The organism is Komagataeibacter diospyri, from assembly GCF_006538165.1.
Lineage (GTDB): Bacteria > Pseudomonadota > Alphaproteobacteria > Acetobacterales > Acetobacteraceae > Komagataeibacter > Komagataeibacter diospyri.
Window position 1 is genome coordinate 1 of the sequence record NZ_BDLU01000080.1, and the last position, 17,302, is coordinate 17,302.

Annotated in this window: 17 protein-coding genes; 2 read left to right on the forward strand and 15 right to left on the reverse strand. The window is 57.7% G+C overall.

What is annotated here, in order from left to right; all coding sequences use genetic code 11:
- The 3 genes from parA to MSKU9_RS17120 form a co-directional block, all read right to left on the reverse strand.
- Positions 1 to 518 (reverse strand): ParA family partition ATPase (gene parA / locus MSKU9_RS17110; protein WP_141262563.1); only part of this gene is annotated, 518 nt, incomplete at its 3' end.
- Positions 515 to 1,570 carry a replication initiator protein A gene (locus MSKU9_RS17115; protein ID WP_141262564.1) on the reverse strand — a complete coding sequence of 352 codons (1,056 nt, stop codon included), beginning with the start codon at positions 1,568 to 1,570 and terminating at the stop codon, positions 515 to 517. The genes MSKU9_RS17115 and parA, both read right to left, overlap by 4 nt.
- A complete protein-coding gene (locus tag MSKU9_RS17120; protein WP_141262565.1) occupies positions 1,570 to 1,854 on the reverse strand; it encodes a helix-turn-helix transcriptional regulator in 285 nt (94 codons plus the stop codon). The genes MSKU9_RS17115 and MSKU9_RS17120 overlap by 1 nt, the downstream gene beginning before the upstream one ends.
- Positions 1,855 to 2,276: 422 nt before the next feature.
- On the opposite strand from MSKU9_RS17120, the gene MSKU9_RS17125 reads away from it, so the two are divergent.
- The gene (locus MSKU9_RS17125) at positions 2,277 to 4,133 is read left to right on the forward strand and encodes an ATP-binding protein (protein ID WP_141262566.1); all 1,857 of its coding nucleotides are present in this window, start codon (positions 2,277 to 2,279) and stop codon (positions 4,131 to 4,133) included.
- A 168-nt stretch (positions 4,134 to 4,301) separates the two neighbouring features.
- Here the strand turns inward: MSKU9_RS17125 and MSKU9_RS18405 are convergent, their stop codons facing one another.
- From MSKU9_RS18405 to MSKU9_RS17150, 6 genes are all read right to left on the reverse strand, one after another.
- A complete protein-coding gene (locus MSKU9_RS18405) occupies positions 4,302 to 4,718 on the reverse strand; it encodes a DUF2285 domain-containing protein (RefSeq protein ID WP_193557726.1) in 417 nt (138 codons plus the stop codon).
- Between the two features lie 49 nt (positions 4,719 to 4,767).
- On the reverse strand, positions 4,768 to 5,067 hold the full coding sequence (locus MSKU9_RS18660) for a transcriptional regulator domain-containing protein (RefSeq protein ID WP_227002568.1): 300 nt from the start codon (positions 5,065 to 5,067) through the stop codon (positions 4,768 to 4,770).
- Between the two features lie 132 nt (positions 5,068 to 5,199).
- Complete coding sequence (locus MSKU9_RS17135; protein WP_141262568.1) at positions 5,200 to 5,478, reverse strand: DNA -binding domain-containing protein; 279 nt, start codon at positions 5,476 to 5,478, stop codon at positions 5,200 to 5,202.
- A gap of 11 nt (positions 5,479 to 5,489) precedes the next feature.
- The gene (locus MSKU9_RS17140; RefSeq protein ID WP_141262569.1) at positions 5,490 to 5,774 is read right to left on the reverse strand and encodes a helix-turn-helix domain-containing protein; all 285 of its coding nucleotides are present in this window, start codon (positions 5,772 to 5,774) and stop codon (positions 5,490 to 5,492) included.
- Between the two features lie 156 nt (positions 5,775 to 5,930).
- A complete protein-coding gene (locus MSKU9_RS17970; protein WP_154670688.1) occupies positions 5,931 to 6,377 on the reverse strand; it encodes a hypothetical protein in 447 nt (148 codons plus the stop codon).
- Between the two features lie 45 nt (positions 6,378 to 6,422).
- The gene (locus MSKU9_RS17150) at positions 6,423 to 6,749 is read right to left on the reverse strand and encodes a DUF736 domain-containing protein (protein WP_034931914.1); all 327 of its coding nucleotides are present in this window, start codon (positions 6,747 to 6,749) and stop codon (positions 6,423 to 6,425) included.
- Between the two features lie 760 nt (positions 6,750 to 7,509).
- Here MSKU9_RS17150 and MSKU9_RS17160 point away from each other — a divergent pair.
- Positions 7,510 to 8,100 (forward strand): hypothetical protein, encoded by a 591-nt coding sequence (locus MSKU9_RS17160; RefSeq protein WP_141262571.1) that lies wholly within the window; start codon positions 7,510 to 7,512, stop codon positions 8,098 to 8,100.
- An 18-nt stretch (positions 8,101 to 8,118) separates the two neighbouring features.
- Here MSKU9_RS17160 and MSKU9_RS17165 read toward each other — a convergent pair whose 3' ends face one another.
- The 6 genes from MSKU9_RS17165 to MSKU9_RS17190 form a co-directional block, all read right to left on the reverse strand.
- On the reverse strand, positions 8,119 to 9,045 hold the full coding sequence (locus tag MSKU9_RS17165; RefSeq protein WP_141262572.1) for a DUF2493 domain-containing protein: 927 nt from the start codon (positions 9,043 to 9,045) through the stop codon (positions 8,119 to 8,121).
- 323 nt (positions 9,046 to 9,368) lie between these two features.
- On the reverse strand, positions 9,369 to 10,415 hold the full coding sequence (locus MSKU9_RS17170) for a DUF7146 domain-containing protein (protein ID WP_141262573.1): 1,047 nt from the start codon (positions 10,413 to 10,415) through the stop codon (positions 9,369 to 9,371).
- Positions 10,415 to 10,843, reverse strand: coding sequence for a hypothetical protein (locus tag MSKU9_RS17175; RefSeq protein WP_141262574.1), 429 nt, complete (start codon positions 10,841 to 10,843; stop codon positions 10,415 to 10,417). The genes MSKU9_RS17170 and MSKU9_RS17175 overlap by 1 nt, the downstream gene beginning before the upstream one ends.
- 83 nt (positions 10,844 to 10,926) lie before the next feature.
- Complete coding sequence (locus tag MSKU9_RS17180; protein WP_141262575.1) at positions 10,927 to 12,129, reverse strand: DUF932 domain-containing protein; 1,203 nt, start codon at positions 12,127 to 12,129, stop codon at positions 10,927 to 10,929.
- A 278-nt stretch (positions 12,130 to 12,407) separates the two neighbouring features.
- A complete protein-coding gene (locus tag MSKU9_RS18170) occupies positions 12,408 to 15,086 on the reverse strand; it encodes a hypothetical protein (protein ID WP_162515756.1) in 2,679 nt (892 codons plus the stop codon).
- 384 nt (positions 15,087 to 15,470) lie between these two features.
- Complete coding sequence (locus tag MSKU9_RS17190; protein ID WP_141262576.1) at positions 15,471 to 17,201, reverse strand: hypothetical protein; 1,731 nt, start codon at positions 17,199 to 17,201, stop codon at positions 15,471 to 15,473.
- Between the last annotated feature and the right edge of the window lie 101 nt (positions 17,202 to 17,302).

The following is a 17,302-nucleotide window of genomic DNA, read 5'->3' on the forward strand; positions in this document are numbered from 1 at the left end:
TGGCCGATCCGTGCCGTGAGTGCTGCTGGCTCATGCCCCACCAGCGCCAGCCGGGTTTCGCGGGCGATGACCGTGCGTGCAGCGCAGCGGTTGAGCACAAACCGGGCGAGCAGGCCGGGACGGAAGAGGCGTGCTTCCTCCAGCAGCCGCAGCATCTCGGCCGAGGCCCAGCCGTCGAAGGGCGAGGGCTGGGCCGGGATCAGCACTAGATCGGCAGCCAGCAGGGCCGAGCGCAGCAATGCCGCCACCCGCGGCGGACCGTCGATGACGACGTGATCCACCCCCTGAGCCAGCATCGGCGCCTCGTGATGCAGCGTGTCGCGCGCCAGCCCGATCACGCCAAACAGCCGGGGCAGTCCTTCCCGTGCCCGTTGTGCCGACCAGTCCAGTGCCGAGCCCTGCGGGTCGGCGTCGATGACCGTCACGCGCCGACCTTCCCGAGCCCATTGGCCCGCGAGATGCAGCGCCAGCGTCGTCTTGCCGACGCCTCCTTTCTGGTTGAGGAAAGCCACGATCATGACCCCTCTCCGGGGCTTATCCACGGATCGGAAGGGGGGCCAACATCCTTAAAGTTAGACTCTTTTAAGTTAGATTCTAAGTTAAGGGTGCCATAACCATTTGATTCAACGTCGTGATTCGGCGTTTTCCGCAAACGATAGCACGGATGCCGTGGCAGTGATGACACGGATAAATCCACAACTGATAGCACGGATGGATTCACAGCCTGTCCACAGGCGCCTGTGGATAGTTTGACAGGCGCAAAGGCCAGCGTGTCATTGCCGTTACGGTCGGGACGCACCGACAGCCGATAGCCGGCAAAGGGCTGCCGTTTCGCCATCTCGCGCAGTTCGAAGGCAAAGCGGCGATAGGGGGAAAGACTGGCGGATTTTTCGTAGAGATGGTGCAGGCCGAAGGCCCAGCCTGCGCGCTGGCGACCGCCATGCTTGCGCACGATGCGATAGAGCCAGCGCTCCAGACCGCCGGTGAGGTCAAAATAGGCCGGGTCGATGGTCAGCACGAGCGCGTCGTCGAGAACCGCCTGGTAGAACCAGTCGGGCAGGATCAGTTCGATCACGCGGGTGCGCCCTTCCCGCGCGGTGTGTCGTTTCCATTCGTTGATCCAGGAAAAGCGGTGCAGTTGCCCCTTGCCGGTCTGCCGGAGCGAGGTCTTGATCGTGGTGGATTGCAGCCGGTCGAACGCCGCTTCCAGCCGCTCATAGTCCCGCGCGCTGTCGCCCCGGCCGATGAAAGTCAGGATCTCGCGCGGGCTGGCCACCATCAGCCGCGACGTGCGCCGACCGGCGTCGCGCGCGGCAACGAGATGACTGGCGGCCCAGATCAGCACGTCGGCATCCCAGATCGTGGCCATGCCATGTTCGGCGGAAGCCTCGACCCGGATGGTGACATCCGGGGTCCGGTAATCGATCGGGACCATGCGGGGAGATTTGGCGAGGCTGAAGAACGGGAACGCCATCAGATCCTGGGCGTCGCGAGGCGCAAAATCTCCCGCAATCGCATGGAAGAGTTCCAGTTGCTCGCGCTCCGAACGCGCCCTGCCGATCGGGGACATCAGCGGCGGTTCCCACGTGAGGTCGGCGGGATCAGCGGATTTTGCCGCGCGGCAGCCGGCACAACGCCAGCAGTGGTGTCCGAGGTGTGGGCGCGGGCACCGCTCTCGACCCAGGCCTGCAATTCATCGACCCGATAGACCACGCGGCCACCGAGTTTCGAATAGCGCGGGCCGGTGCCGTAGATCCGATGTTTTTCCAGGGTGCGAATAGACAGTCCGACGAAGCGCGAGGCGTCGGGCGTGCGCAGGTAGCGCGGCGGCAGATCGCTGTAATTGGCGGACATGAGAAAGCTCCGTGATCGCTGTCTGGGGCCGCGGGACAAATGCGGCCAGCAGGGATCAGCGTGGCGGAGCGGGGTCTTGCTGGACTAGGACCGATCTCGTAGGGGCATGAGATCGGCCCTGGATAGGTAGAAATAGCCAGCAGCGCCGAATATCAACGCAAATATTTTAATGGGGTCAACAGAATGCCCGCAATTGAGACGCTCAATGCAACATTGATCACAAGAAAATATACCAAAATTCAATCTAAAATATCCTAAATAATATAATTTTATCAACAGTATTTATTTAAATATTTTCTTGTAATGGAATTTCTTGAATCCTTTTGAAATATTATTATTTCACAAATACTTAATATTTTTTGAAATCTATCGGGAATGACGATCCGATTGCGCACCAACGGTAAGCCCTTTAAACTAAGCCCATGGCAAGGATCAATCTCAAGAAGTTTATCGCCGAACACTACAAAGGCGGCGTCACCGCGCGAGACGTCATCCGAGAGGGGGTGACCAATTCAATCCAAGCCGGTGCAAACTCGATTTCCGTCGATTTGTTGTTTAGTCGGCAGGGCGGATTGTTTGGCGATGAAGTCCGTAATGTCCTCGACAAAATCATTATATCTGACGACGGCGAGGGCTTCACGCAAGATAATCTAAATTATTTTGACGAAATATGCACTGGCCACAAAGATGATATTGGTGGCAAGGGCGTGGGTCGCCTCGCCTTTCTCAAATATGCTAACCGCGTCGAAGTTCGAAGCCAGTTGGCCGCCGAGTTGATCGAATTCCGTTACACACCGGACTTCAAGCTTGAAGACGTCGTGAAAACAGAAAAATATGGTCCTCGAGAAACGACAATAACGATTTCTGAGTTGAAGGATCAGATCAACACACAGGTCGCTAAGCTCATTAATTCGATGTGTGATGATCTTCGTCTCTTGCTTTTTCTAAAGAAAAAATCCGGACGAACTATTTCTATTAATTTCACGCACAATTCCAAGCAATCATTTCAAGATGATTTTATATTTTCTGGAAAAGACATCGAAGCTCAAAAGACTAAAACGTTTGAGGTCAATGGAGAGACGTTTGATTGCTATCTTTTTAGGGAAGAGGCTCCCCGCAAGGGGATCGTGGCGATGCTATGCGCTGACGAACTGTGCGTCGAAGAGTATCAGATCAGCAAACGATTCGATATATGCCGCTACTTAATCTCGATCACATCGACCTATCTGAACCAAATTTCCAATATCGAACGCCAAAAGCTCGAAATTCCCAAGACCGATGCCGAAGCCGATTTGGCTTCGCCAATCAGTCGCGAAACACTCATGCCCCGCATCCATGAAGAATGCTTGGCTATGATCAATGAGGTGGCAGAAGGCGATATCGACGCTTTCAAGTGTGCCAACATCGGAAAGCTCCAGAAATATTACCCTTTCATCCAAATGGATTCTCTAAACGGGGATGCCGCTATACTGGATGCAGACGAGGTCGTTAAAACCTATAGGGCGCAACAGGCTCGGCGCGAAGACCTATTAGTCGAAGCCATGGAGGCAGGACGCAAGGTAGCGTTCGACGACATTTCCCACCTCGCCAGTGACGATCTGGCTCGCTTCATCGTCCATCGAGCGTTGGTTATTGACTCTTTGGCGAATATGCCACGCGAGTCAGCAGAGGATGTGCTTCATGACGCCATTCTCCGTAAGCACAGCAATGGGAACGATATCCGCGAAAATAATGTGTGGCTCGTAGACGACAAGTTTCTGTCATATAGCAGTATCTACAGCGATGAGACATTAGCAAAAATCGTCCGCGAAGTCGGAACGGAGACGGAATCCAAGCAGAAACGCAAACCAGATATTGCCGCTTTTTACTCAAAAGATGAAAAGGGGCAACCAAATAAACTTGTCATCATAGAGTTCAAGAAGCCTGGAGCAGATATTTTTGATAATAGCAAAGCTCTTCTTCAATGTCGGCTCTATGCGAGTGAACTTGTAGACCGCATAGCCACAGTGCGAGAGGTTTTTGCCTTTTCTGTGGTCGAGATTGATGACGAATTTTACAAAGATATGAAAAGAACTGGATTCAAAGATGTCTTTTCCTTGAGCGAGCGGGTTGTCTACAATGACTTTGTAATCGGATCCTCAGACGATATTCCACTCCATCTATATGTAATGCCAGCTTTTTCCCTTATTAATGACGCGAGAGCCCGCAACCGAGTTTTCGAAGAAGTTCTACGCTTCAACATGGGTAGCAAAACCGGATCCGGAGACGCCTCCTCATAGCGACAGATTCAGCATATCCTGTGATCTTACAGCAAAGACATTTCTCGGATTATATGTCCGCTATCAGCCAGTGTGCCTACGTCCTTCACAGACTGACACGAGAGCAGGGGCCGACTTAGCAGCAGGCGGTCCACCGAACGCCTCCGACAGCAGTGTTTTCCCGTCTTATCATTGCCCTCGAAACGGGTGCCGCAACAGGCGCAAATATCCTCCGTCCGCCAGCCCCCGTGCAAAATGCACCAGCCGTTTCATACGGAAATGCAGATCGTGCGAGAGCCAGTCCGTCGAGGAGACCTTCCGGCCGAACAGAACACCGGCAATTTCGCGCTGCGAAACACCATCGTCCAGACCGTCGAGCATACGGAGCGCCAGGATCAGCCTGCTGATGCGATCGGATGACAGGCCGGCCGGATCGCGGCCAGGTGAACGGCCATTGAGGTCGCGCCAGAGCCGCAAAGCGGCCTGGACACGCACCTCGAACAGCGCGTCGAGCGGCAGCAACACGCCGACCGGAGCCCCCTCAGGCGGCAGGACGTACAGCCGCAGGATCGTCTCCCCCTGCTCGACCAGCACTTCTCCCGCCATGTCGGGCGGCAGTCCTGTCCGAGCGAGGGAGAGCGGACGAGACGCCGCGTCAGCCAGTGCGGTCGGCAGGGGGACAACCGCAATCACGGCCGGCGATACCGCAACAGTCCAGAGGGCGGTACGCGGATCGAGGGCCGTGCGGACACTCTCGAAATCGCAACTCCCAGCACCGGGCGAAGGCTTCGGCGTCTGACGTGGACAGCGCGGCCCGGCGCGCGGCGCGCTGAAGGGTTGCACGATCGCGGATAAAGTCCCGATTGCGACTGACAAACTGCAAGGCAAAGGCAGGGGCGTCGAGCGACCGCAGGCCCTCGTACGCGCCCGCCGACCGCCAGTTGGCGCGGCTCATGGCGTCGTCTCCGATGCGTAACGGGTGGGAACAGGGCAAGCACTTGCTCGCGAGAGTATGCCAGACCGTCCCGTTGCCCGCTACGCCCCGGTCCTGCAACAGGTCTTGCAGGTCACGCAACGATTCAGGGTATCAGTGGGGCGCGCCGCCGCGCAGGAGATGCTGGTAGCCATGCTCGGTCATCCAGTGCGCCCGCGCCAGATGACTGTGCCAGCAGCGGTGGACGCCCTTGGGGTCAACCACCGGGTCGCGGTGCAGCACGATGCGGGCGACCTCGCGCCAGTCGGCACCATCGGCCTCAGCATCCAGCAGGCGGAGATAAGTGATGAGGTGCTGTTCGTCGTACCCGGTGAGACAGGACGCTTCCGGAGCGCTGTCGGCGACGGACGGGTCAAGCGGGGGCTTCTGCATGGGTGAGCCGATCAGGTCGGAGAACGAACGCGACGCACCCTAGCCTGCCGCGTTTGGGTATCGGAAGTCTCGTTAAGAAACATGACGCCGCGTCCTTGTCCGGACTCGATAAACAGGATGCCCGCCGCTTCCAGCGCGCGGCGAACCTGGTCGGTCGTGCCCTCATGAACGCCAAGACCGCGTTCGGATTCAAGGCGCTTGAGCGCGGTCAATGCTACGAGGGCCTTTTCAGCAAGCATCTCCTGTGTCCAGTTCAGGAGTGCCCGTGCCGCCCTTACCTGTCGGCCAGTGATCATCCATGATCACATCCGACATGAGATGGGCGCACACCAGAAATACGACTATAATAGTTGCATTAGGGAGATTCAACATCCTTCTTTCAGAAGGATGCCTGAAGAGAGTCGACGTCTGGTTCCCGACGATACGGGCGACCATACGAAAAGACCCCCGTGCTATGCGGGGGTCGTCTTGTCGTGGTGTTCCGCCGCGAGTTGCGCGCATGCCTGCTTCAGTTCGCGCTCGATCTGCCGGCGCTCGCGGCGGCTGAGGTGAAAGCTGGTCAGTTCGGCGCGCAGCATCTGGATGTGGTCGTGTAGCGTGGTCATCGTCCTGCTCCTTTCGTTTCTCGAAGACAGGCCGTCGCCTCGTGCGCGCGTGAACCGGGTCAGGGATCGCCGCAGGCGACCGTGCCAGCGGCGCATGGGGGAGCCGATTTTGTCTGGTGTGCCCGCAGGGTGCGCCGGGCAAAATTGGGGGGACTGCGTGTCCTTGAGGCGGTTCACGCCGGGCATGGTACAATGGGCAGGCTGAGGGAAGCCCTGTTCCCCTTTCTTGCCCGCACACCGGCGGATCGGACACGGCACGACTGCTGCGCCCACGTGCCGTGCCCGATCGGTCATGCGAAAGCCCCGCCCGGACCGGCCGGGCGGGGGATCGCGGGTGCTTCAGTCGCCGTTGCGGCGACCGTTGGGGCGGGACCAGATCAGGCTGTATCCCTCGCCGTCCTCGTCATCGAAGAGATTGGCGAAGATCGGGGCATTGAAGCTCGGATCGTCCAGCTTGAGGCTCAGATAGTCGCGCCCTTCGTTGGAACGCCGGGACCAGGCCGCTCCGATCTCAACCCGACCGACGAAGACGCGGTGGCTGGGGGCGTTGTCGTTCGCGCGCGTGGTCTCGGGGGCGATGCGGACGTTGGGGGTCTGGAGCGAAAGGGTAACGATCTCGCCGTTATATCCGTTGCCGACTTTCTTGAAGGTGCCGATGGTGGCCATGATACTGCTCCGTGATCTCTGTTACCGAGCCCGCACCATTGCGGCCTCGATGGCGATCGGAAAGACGGAGGCGAGCGGCGGCGCATCCCGCAGGGACCGAAGCGCAGCGAAGGACGGTGGGACGGAATTTTCTTGTCTCGCGAGGAATGACGGCGCAGCCGTCAGGGGAAGAAAATTATGGACCGCTGTTGCGCCATGGCCGATCGAGGCGCAGCCGAACTTCGGCTAGATCAGCCATTTTGAGAGGCCGTATGCGTGCGCGGCCCGACAGAACACACATCACGGAGACCATGGCGACCGGCACAGCACACGAGATCCGGCAGCAACCAGAATAGCGGCGTCAACCTCCTTCCATACCAGCCACCAAACCGGCCCGTTCCGGGACAGCACCTCGCCGGACATGCCCGGCTTTCCCCTTTGCGATCGGCCTGCGGACCATCAGAGCGCCAGTCCTGATGTCTCAACAGGCGAACCGTATCCGGCCCAGCACGCCGGTTACGGGCTTCTCGGCCCATCGTTCCCCGGCTCTCGATGACGTGGAAAGACAGGCTGGTGCCTGATCCTGGCCTGCCCGCCAACTGCCGTTCAGACAGTCAGACCCGCGCGATATTCCCGCCAGCCGGTCCGGGCGGGGCCATGCCGGTAAAGCGGGCGAACGCAATGTCGTCCACCAAAATATTGCAGACATAACAAAACCACAGAATTCCTTTAAGGAATTCAAAATGGACCACCTCACCAAGACGACAATTGGAGTGAAAAAATGCTTACTACTTCGGGCATTATAGGATATTTTATAAAATACATTGCTCCAATATCTATTGCAGCCGCTAATTTTTTTAAGTTTATTTATAAAATACGATTTGGATTTCTTCACATATCAAAGTCAAAGACAGAAAGAATCTTTGCTCTTTTTTCTCAAGACCCGTGCAAAAATACAGCCAACAGATACGCGCTGTACATTGCGGTTGGAGATGCGTTGAGTAGCTTTTATCCAATACCTGAAATTGAATTCGCTTTTGCACGTAGCAATCCTCTCGTCATGCTACGAGACATGAGAGCCGTGCGACACCTGGTGCGACTAAATGTAGAAAAAAACATCATCGAGAGTCCTCGAAAGAAAAGTGCGAAATATTTCTACATCCAGAGTAATTTATCTTATGGGATATCTGCTTTTTCCTATTTTCCGGTGATGGCTTTTGCCATTTTCATCCAACATAAAAGTCAGGCTATTGGTGTATTTTTAGTTATTTCTTATCTTATCCTCGCTATATTAGGTTTCTGGCGTGGCCTGCAAATGAACCGCGCATACCAGCTCATGCAAAGTGAAAAATTCTACCCCCGACTGTCATAGGAACCGACAAGACGGCGCTCACGCGCCGCCGCCGAACCGAAGGACCGGGATACCGAGACGCTTCGCCTTGTCGGCGAGGTTCTCCTGAATGCCGGTTCCGGGAAAGACGATGACGCCGATCGGCATGGTGTCGAGCATGGCATCGTTACGGCGGAAGGGCGCTGCTTTGGCATGGCGGGTCCAGTCCGGCCTGAAGGCGATCTGCACGATCTCGCGGTGATCGGCCCAGCGAGATGCGATGAACTCCGCGCCTTTGGGCGAACCGCCGTGCAGCAGCACCATGTCGGGATGCTTGGCCTGGACCCTGTCGAGCCGATCCCAGATCAGGATATGGTCGTCGAAATCGAGACCGCCGGTGACGACGACCTTGGGACCGGGCGGGACCAGCAACTCACCCTCGGCCCGGCGTCGGGCGTTGAGAAAGTCGCGGCTATCGATCATGGAGGCCGTCATCGTGCGGCGTGACACCAACGAGCCAGTCTTCGGCCGCCACGCGCTCAGGGTCAGGCGCTCGAACTGCTCCTGCGCCTCATCGCGGAAGATCTCGTAAGCGTTGCGGCGCTCGATCAGGGTCAGCCCTTCGGCGATCAGCCGCTCCAGTTCCACTGAGCGGATCTCGCTGCCGTCCTGCTCCTGCTGCCCGCGCTTCTGCGCCTGCTCGTTGCGGTCAAGCTCACGTTCAACCTGGCCGACCATGCGGCGGAAGATGTTCACGGCAGACCAGAGCAGCGCTTCAAGGTCGGGTTCCAACCGTGTGTCGGTCAGCGTCGCGGCGATGGCGTCGAAGATGTCGGCCACAGCACCCCCGATGCGCGGCGCTTCGGGCAGCGGCCTCGGGTCCGGCTCGGCCTCGAAGGGACGGTAGCCATACATCTGGAGTTCAGCCAGCACATGGCCGGTGGATGAAGCGGCGTGCGGCGGTTCAAAATCATCGGTGCGGGTCATGATGCGGTCCTCCCAAGTCTCCGGCCGCGCCCTTCGCGGCCTTTCCGGGGGCGGATAGCGGCAGACCAGGGACAGGCCGGAACCGCGCGCTCGCGCGCGGCCGCAGCGCAGCGAAGGATGGCAGGGAGCTGGCTATTTTGCTTCGCGATGCAAAGCGCGCGGCGAAGCCCGCGCGGCGGAAAATAGCCGGTCCCGCCATTGCAGGCCCGGCCCGGCTGACGCCCGCTCCCCACATGAAAGGCCAAGGCGCGGACCTCCCGAACGGGAGGCAGGACAGGGCCGCCGCCAGAAGACGGGACGACCAGCCCCTCTTTCCGGCCCGCTCAGGTGCCGGTGGCCTCCAGAAACCGTGCCACGTCCGATGGCGCAAGTTGTGGATGCAGAATCGCCCGTAGCGCACCGCGTCCGAGAGCACGGAGATCATCGTTGAAATCGCCCAGTTGTGGCGACAGGCCGATCAACTCGATCCCGGCGTCATCTGCGCGAGCGTGCAGCGTCGCCAGCGCCTGATCCCCGGCCGGATCGTCATCGCGCAGGACGTAGAGCCGGCGCAGCAGTGGCGGAAAGATCAGGGCGGCGAGATGCACCGAGGACAGGCATGCGGCCAATGGTAGATCGGGCAGAACCTGCCGTAGCGAAAGCACCGTCTCGATGCCTTCCCCGGCGGCGAGCACGTCAGTTGCCACCCCGAAACGCACGGCATGGCCGAGCAGGCCCCCCAGAGCACGACGCGGGTGATCGACCGGCGCCTTGCCACGCCCTTCCGCCGCCAGCCAGGTGCGATGCACGCCGGTCAGCGTGCCGTCGAGGTCGGTGACGGCAGCGATCATGGCCGGCCAAGTCTCGGTCGGACCGTCCTCGTCCGGGCGATAGTAGCAGTGTGGATGGAAGCGCAGGGCTCCGGCTCCGTGCAAAAGCGTCATGTCGCGTCTACGGAGATACGCTTCTACGGGCGTGCCCGTGATCGGCCCGGACATGGCCCAGAGTCGACGCGCGGCGTCCGAAGAACTGGCGGAGCCACGTTCACGGACCGGGCGATCCTGTGACGACGATACCGGATCAGGATGCGGCAGGCTCAGGAAGGCGCGCGCCTCATCGGCCACGTCGCGGAAATCCACCAGACCGAGGCTTTCGCGGATCACGTCGAGCAGGTCGCCATGCTCGACGGACTGCGCGTCGGTCCATTTTCCGGCCCTGCCGTTGGCAGTGTCGTGCAGCCGGACAAACAGCGACCGCCCCGGCGTGTTGCGCACATCACCGACCAGCCAGTAATTGCCATGACGGCGACCGGCGGACAGATACCGCCGGCACACCGCCTCTGCGTTCTCCGCCAGACGGCGGGCGAGATCGCCTGCATCATGCGAGGCCATTACCCCTGCCCTTCTGTTTCGGGATCGCCTCCGTCGAGGGCGATCGCCAGCCAGCGATCGGTGGTCATCCATGACATCGTCCTGCGCCTGCCAAGGTCAAGCAGATGCGCGCCGCCACTGAAGGTGCCGATCCGGGGGCGTGAGCCCGTATTGGCCCATTGAAATCCCCATCGGCCCCGCAACCGGAAGGTCCGCGCGCAGCGCAGCACGAATTCCACGACCTGCTGCGGATCACCGGTCACGTCATCGCGCATCCAGAGCTTGGTACCACCATATTCCGGCTCTACGGAAAGCCGGAACCCGTCAGAGGGCGGATCTTCCGCCGCCAGCTCATCCATGAACGCGTTGTAGAGATCGAGCGCCTTTGCGGCATTGTCCACCGTGCCCACGTCGAGAACGCAGGAAAAATGCGTGAAAAAATCAGCCATCGGAAAAACTCCCGAAACGAAAAAGCCCGGCGCTGTGGCCGGGCTCGTAAAAACGTATTGACGGAAAGACGGAGAAGCATCTTTCAGGACGCACGCTCCATCAGCCTGCGGGCCTTCTCTTCCAGATCGAGCCGTGTATCCTGATTGGTTTTCGTGCGGGCCAGCGCCGTGATCCCCTGCACGAAGTCGAACACGCTCTCGGGCTTGCGCCCTTCCTCGTGCAGCACGGTTTCGATGATCTTGCTGGTTTCCGGTTTCGAGAACCCGCGACGGCGCAGGAAACTTTCACGATCCTCATCACTCCTGGCCACCAACGCCTTGCGCGAGGCCTGAATGCCTGAGACGAACGAGGCCGGGCTGGCCGTGGCGAAATTCCGCAAGGCCGGTGTCGCCTGATGCACGAAACGGGAGGCTGCAAACTTGCTATGCCGGATTGTGATCTGTTCGAAATTCTCCACGCCCCACAACATTCTGTTCTGGCACACGCCACGCAGGTAGAATGACGCAATACCAAGACTTTTACTGCCGACTTCCGAATTCCATGCATAGAAGCCCCGGAAATAGAGATCGGGGTCACCATTGGGCAGGCGTCCGGCCTCGATCGGATGCGTATCGTCAACAAGGAACAAAAATACATCCCTGTCTGACGCGTAGAGCGTGGTGGTTTCCTTCGTGATGTCCACATACGGATTATGGGTCATAGTGGCCCAGTCGATCACGCCCGGCACCTTCCAGTTGGTATCGCCTGTGCCGTCGCCGGCGATCTTGCGCACCGCGCCCACGAGTTCGTGGTCCCAGATGCGACCGTAATCCGGACCGGTGACGGCGCGCAGTTCCACCCGACCGTCTTCGGTTTCCAGCGTTTTGACCAGTTCGGCGCGGTGCGACAGCAGGCCGTGCTGCAGATTGATCGCCGCCAGTGGAGCGGGAAGATTGCGCAGATAGGACGATGGCGCGCCGACCAGGTTGCACATCTGGCCAAACGACCAGTGGGTGGGCGCGATCGGCCCATTCTGTCCCGGCACGGTCAGGGTCAGGCGTTCGGCATTGTCGCGGGATGCTTCCACGCGGATGGCGCGGCTTTCCACCGTGCGGGCGGTGGCGCGCTCGGCACGGGCCAGGGTCGCGGCGTGCAGGTCGGACAGTGACAGGTAGCGCTCGTCGTCAGGGCGGGAAAACCACTCCGAAGACACGCGGGCATTGCGGCCGCCACGGGAGGGATCGATCTTGAAGCCGCCGGGAGTTGCACCACGAGGCGCAGAGGGCAGGATGGTGGTCGTGGTCATGGAAAACTCTCCTCTAATGCCGGTTATTCGGCACAGCAGGCGAAGCCTCACTCTTCCTCGGATCACGACTTCCCACGCGGGATCCCATGCAACCGCAGAAAACACCTTACCCCTCATCCCGGAGTATGGCGCACTGTCACCTACCCGAAATTACGACCGCAATGGGGGGAATGTCGATTACTGGGAAAGGATGACCGAAAGCAGCCATACGCTTTGCTGCTGATGAGCTTGCATGGTACACAAGTTTCGTACGCGCTCTCCCTGTGAGCCCAATTACCTCATTTGATCTGTGCTGAATTCGCTGCAAGGCCGCTTTCCAGATGTTCTTGGGCGTCGGCCTTATTATCACACAGAATGCGTCGGGCGTTGCCTTGTGCCGTGCCGGGACAAATCTGCAATGCTAGTTCTATGATATTGTCGAGAGAGAAAGTGTTTTTGATTTCGCGGAAAGCAACAACGTTACCTGATGGATCGCAATGCAAAAAATGAATGTGCGCCTGCGCTCGCATATGAGATAATGCATTTTGGCTAGCTGGATCACAAATGTCGAATAGTAGAGTATGTCGCTCGAAAGAGCCATCAAGAGCCACATCAACGATAATGTAGCCGAGCCAGACGCCTTTATATGTGAAGGCTCCCGGATTCATCTCGTAGTATGGCGTCACAGTTCTATCGAGCGGTTGGGTAGTATTAATGACAATTGCGAGTTCTGGAGCAATATCTTTCGAATGTTTGACTTCCAAAAAACGCGCACCTGCTGTTCCGGGATGGTATAGGCCATCGTCACTGAAATCAATTTTTTCGCCGAGCCAGTGGTTGTCGATTCTCCTCAAGGAATTGAATGAGCCATACCCCCACTCATGAAGTTCTATGATTTTTCCGTCTATGTTGCTGCGAAGCGCCTTAAGCGTTCCATCTGCTAACTCGCTCCAGTCGAGCACGATGAGTAGATCGCGGCCTGAAGCACGATTAAGCACCGCGACCTGCTGCGTGTAATCGAGCGGAGCCATTGTTTCGGGCTGGTCGATGATGCTTGAACCCACTCCCCCATCTGCACCAATAAGTATGCAGGGCAGTTGGCCCTCGGGTAAATTGCGCAACATATCATCAATGCCGTGCCGTAAATCCTCGACATCGAAAGCCACGTTATGGGCGAGAACCTGTCGACGACGTAACGGCGGTATCCAAGCATCGCTGAGGTCGACCAGAATAGGCATGCATTGCTTAGCATCAACCGTGGCAGACATCCTTTCGAACAGGGCGAAGGCGGTCTCGCAGGATTGAAGCCACTCGGGCAGCGAAGTGATCGCAGTAGCCCACTTATCTCGGGAATCTTGATGCTGGTCTATCGACGCGCACAGGTCTAGGCAGACTTGCCAATATGCCTCTGCAGAGCAAGTTGGCGATAGACTCGGTGTGAATCCCGCGTTAAAGGCCGCTCTAAAGATGCCAGACAAAGGCGACTCATCGAGTTCTTTAAGCAGCCAATCGCCAAATTGTCTTATGTTTTCCGCAGTTTCTGCAGTAGGTTCGGCGAAGAGGTAGAGCGGCTCCATAGGCCCGCTTGGATCGACCCAACTGCGTGCTAGATCGGCTAGCTCAGCATTGTAAACAGCGAGCTTGCAATTCACCCATATCCATTTTGCCTGATCGATTGAACCCTGCTGGGCCAGCGTCATAGCACTTTGCAGCAAGACGCCGACTTCAAAAAGTGATCGCGCCCCGATGCGCCCTCCAAAAAACGGTTGGCTGCCGGTCATTGCTGTGATGATTTGCAGACCGACCACTGGGGAACCGACGCCGACAGATTGATCGAGATGAAAATGTTCCCGGGCGGCAGCACTTGTTCCGATCTGCCCCGCGAAGTCGGCAACCATCCCCCAATACTGATATCCGGTGACGATGTTACCGTGATCCTCAAGCCAAGTCATGTCATCGTGCCAAGTGCCGTCTCGCAAATGCTCGATCGTCGCACGATTCCGCAATGCCTGACGCCAGGGCAGGAGGATTGCTTCTAGCCCAGGTTCGAACCGCATCTCGTTAGTCGAGAAGAAGTTGCTGAAAAAAGACGCGAAGTCACTGTCGCGAGTCGGATTTACCGGGTCGACCGGAATATGGAGATGCGCGGGATCCACCGCATATATGATAATCCCGACCTCGTTACTATTGTATCCATTTTCCCAGATGCAGCTAAAGCCATGCTGGCCGGCCCGGTCTGCTGCTTGGCGCATGAGATCTCCGGCTTCTCTCAGTGCCAGCCAAGATGCTTCTGGGTCCACATCCTTAAACTGTACACGATAGGTACGCGATCTCAGTGCCGCTGGTGCGATATGAACCTGGAAGTGACGATACCAAGCCTGATCGGTTCGCACCGTGAATGCCAAATCTGGTTCTTCCCCCGACACAGTGAGTGCCAGCAGCGATGGGCGGCCTCGTGCCGCAAGCGCCGCATAAGCATGATTGAGGAGATCACCCCACTCGCGCGCGATGAGAACAAACACAACGTCCATTCCACCCATGAAAGGAAAATGGTTCCGTAATTCGCGTTCGTATGCGAGCAATTCCGTAACAGCCTGGCGTTCAGGTTGCTTGTCGTCCTTCAACTCGACAAGGATAAGCCGCCCAAGTTTGCGATTGAAGAGCACGAAGTCCGGGCGAAGTATCTCTCCGGGGTTACGCGAAATGCTAGTATTGTCGGATATGATTTCAACATCGCCGAGCGCGTTCAACGCCTCGTCAGCAGCAAGTATAATTCGCTCCCGCTGCAAAGAGTCGATGGACAGAGCAGGAATGACATGCGGTCCCCTGAGAGCGGTGGCAGCTTGGCGGACTGCTTCAGTACCTTGAATCGCAGCAAGCAGCGCATTTTGCTTGGCCAACCGTGCGAACAATCGCTGGATTGCTTGTTCGTTGACCTTGCGTTTGGAGGGATGTGTAGATGCGTTGATCATACTCATGCTTTAGATGCCCAGTTAGGGAAAAAATAAGGACTTTAAGATTATGCATGGCGACCTTCACTTGAAGGGCGCCCTCCCTTACGGCAGTCGCCCGTGGGTGAACACGTGCGCTTCTTGCTTGGCTGGCCACGTCCCTCTCGTGAACGTCGGCTACACTCGAGACCTGTCAATCTTGCTTAGGTGCGCGTGTGGCTGATGAGTCCCAAACTCGATCTATCGCGGTCCGTCTGGTAATGTCGCCTTATGGCAACCGTCACAACCGCGTGGATGTCTGCCATAAGGCGACAGTTGTCTATCTATTTGCCTTCTTCAAATGGACAGAAAGTTCAGGCAGGATTAGAGACCGTCTGCTGCCTTGTTGTGATATCAAGGGCCAGGTCATCTTCAGCGAAGCAGGTCGGGGAGATCATAGAGCAGCTTTAATGCCTCCGGCCAACCGACGTCGGAAAACAGGCGTAAGATCTCGATGAGTGCGATGCGACGAGCATCATCTTCGAAGATCGAGCGGTAATCGGCGATATAACGAGTGATCATCCGCACGATCACCGATGCAGCGAGACTTTCATGATGATAGCCTGCTCGTTTGGCTACCCCAGTGAGCAGTGCATGGAGACTGTCAAACACACCGACCGGATCGCCAGGGATTAGAAACTCATAAAGTTGAACGAGATGATGGTGCGTCGAGGGCTCATGCGACGCCGCAAGCAGGGAGAGCATCGGACGATAATTGACAAGAAACCGATGCATCTCTTTAGGAGATATAAGTCCGACTAGCCCTTCGCGATTGTCGGCATACGCACCCGAGCCAAAATAAAGCTGGCTCATCAGGTGGCCGATCACTGTCTCTGCCGCGTTATAAGTAGCTATCGCGGCATTGCGCTCAGCGTCATCGACCGTTCCACTCGTAACTGCGGTATAGCTGCCTTCTGCAGTCGCCAAGCATGCATCCAAGATGATCATCGCCGCCTGTTGCGAGCGATCAGAAAGCCCAGTATCGCGCTTCTCGCCATCCATGTAGCGTGCGAAGAAGGCGCCGCGCAACATAGACAAGAAGGCAGTGCAAAACTCGTGGTGTGCAACAGGATCACTGCCCCATGCCTTAAGCCACTCGAGCGCCATGGCCTCATTCTGCCAACACCAGAGCTGCGCAGTTAGACTTCCGAGTTGTTCGGCAACTGTGTCACGGCCAGATTTGTCGTCGCGGTGGATCGTCTCGCTGCGAGCACGCACGATCTCGATGATCATCTTGCACCTCTCAACATCGCGCCAGATAAATCGCGGGATGACATCATGCAGAAGATGACCGAGCACATCGATATGTGACTCATTCTGTGCAATACGCTCAGCCAGAGCCCACATTTTCTCGGGTGCAACGTGGCTCAACACTTGAAGGTTCTGCACCGCTTGCAGGCGGACCTGTGGTACGGGATCGGCAAGGACCGCGTCGAACATGTCGACTATTTCACGGTGATCTGCACCGAACCTTCCAGCAAGCGAGACGTAAGCGTCGCCTGCGTAGACGCGGACGTCCCAATTACTCCAGCTTAGGCTGGAATCTTCGCCCTTATCCTTGACCTCAGGGAAACGGCTCGCCCATAATCGCCGCAACACGTCGAGCAGTTCGTCGACCGACGGCATACCATCGACACCAGGCGCATAGGTTGCGGCACCGGCGATGCACTCAATGGCGTTGCTGACATGTCCCCAGACCGGCTGCTCGACCTTATCGTGTAGGATATCGGCATGCGCGTCATAGAATGCGATCGTCGCTAAGATGTCCCCCCAGAGCACAGCAAGCGCCTTAGCTCCGCTATCCGAAGAAGTGGCCACCACATTCTCGTAGAGCGCTTCGGAGTGGGATAGCATCTGTGCGTCGACGCCCTTCTCGATATCAACACCTTCGCGGGCAAGGAGGCTGCGCGTGACTCCGCGCGATGACTCCCAGGACACCGACACCGAGCGCGTCGACGCATTGCTGACCAGTTCGTTCGTCTCGAGTAGTTTCTCTCGCAGCGCACGCATCGTATCCGTCGCGATCGCGACCACATCGACCGATGACAGAAAGCGGCTTAGCGTGTGACGCCACCAGCGCTGCTCGGCTTCATCCGCAAACAAGTCCGGCCGCAACGCTTCATTCTCGTAAGCACCCGGCGACTGCCGCCTTGCTGAATATTTCTATTCTGGTTCAGCTATGAATCATGAGCGATTCAAGAGAT

What these genes read in the sequence shown, in the direction of transcription:
- MSKU9_RS17115 (WP_141262564.1), bottom strand. Translation starts at nt 1,570, where the DNA reads ATGTCCCCGATCGGCAGGGCGCGTTCGGAGCGCGAGCAACTGGAACTC.
- MSKU9_RS17120 (WP_141262565.1), bottom strand. Translation starts at nt 1,854, where the DNA reads ATGTCCGCCAATTACAGCGATCTGCCGCCGCGCTACCTGCGCACGCCC.
- MSKU9_RS17125 (WP_141262566.1), top strand. Translation starts at nt 2,277, where the DNA reads ATGGCAAGGATCAATCTCAAGAAGTTTATCGCCGAACACTACAAAGGC.
- MSKU9_RS18405 (WP_193557726.1), bottom strand. Translation starts at nt 4,718, where the DNA reads ATGGCGGGAGAAGTGCTGGTCGAGCAGGGGGAGACGATCCTGCGGCTG.
- MSKU9_RS18660 (WP_227002568.1), bottom strand. Translation starts at nt 5,067, where the DNA reads ATGAGCCGCGCCAACTGGCGGTCGGCGGGCGCGTACGAGGGCCTGCGG.
- MSKU9_RS17135 (WP_141262568.1), bottom strand. Translation starts at nt 5,478, where the DNA reads ATGCAGAAGCCCCCGCTTGACCCGTCCGTCGCCGACAGCGCTCCGGAA.
- MSKU9_RS17140 (WP_141262569.1), bottom strand. Translation starts at nt 5,774, where the DNA reads ATGATCACTGGCCGACAGGTAAGGGCGGCACGGGCACTCCTGAACTGG.
- MSKU9_RS17970 (WP_154670688.1), bottom strand. Translation starts at nt 6,377, where the DNA reads ATGACCGATCGGGCACGGCACGTGGGCGCAGCAGTCGTGCCGTGTCCG.
- MSKU9_RS17150 (WP_034931914.1), bottom strand. Translation starts at nt 6,749, where the DNA reads ATGGCCACCATCGGCACCTTCAAGAAAGTCGGCAACGGATATAACGGC.
- MSKU9_RS17160 (WP_141262571.1), top strand. Translation starts at nt 7,510, where the DNA reads ATGCTTACTACTTCGGGCATTATAGGATATTTTATAAAATACATTGCT.
- MSKU9_RS17165 (WP_141262572.1), bottom strand. Translation starts at nt 9,045, where the DNA reads ATGACCCGCACCGATGATTTTGAACCGCCGCACGCCGCTTCATCCACC.
- MSKU9_RS17170 (WP_141262573.1), bottom strand. Translation starts at nt 10,415, where the DNA reads ATGGCCTCGCATGATGCAGGCGATCTCGCCCGCCGTCTGGCGGAGAAC.
- MSKU9_RS17175 (WP_141262574.1), bottom strand. Translation starts at nt 10,843, where the DNA reads ATGGCTGATTTTTTCACGCATTTTTCCTGCGTTCTCGACGTGGGCACG.
- MSKU9_RS17180 (WP_141262575.1), bottom strand. Translation starts at nt 12,129, where the DNA reads ATGACCACGACCACCATCCTGCCCTCTGCGCCTCGTGGTGCAACTCCC.
- MSKU9_RS18170 (WP_162515756.1), bottom strand. Translation starts at nt 15,086, where the DNA reads ATGAGTATGATCAACGCATCTACACATCCCTCCAAACGCAAGGTCAAC.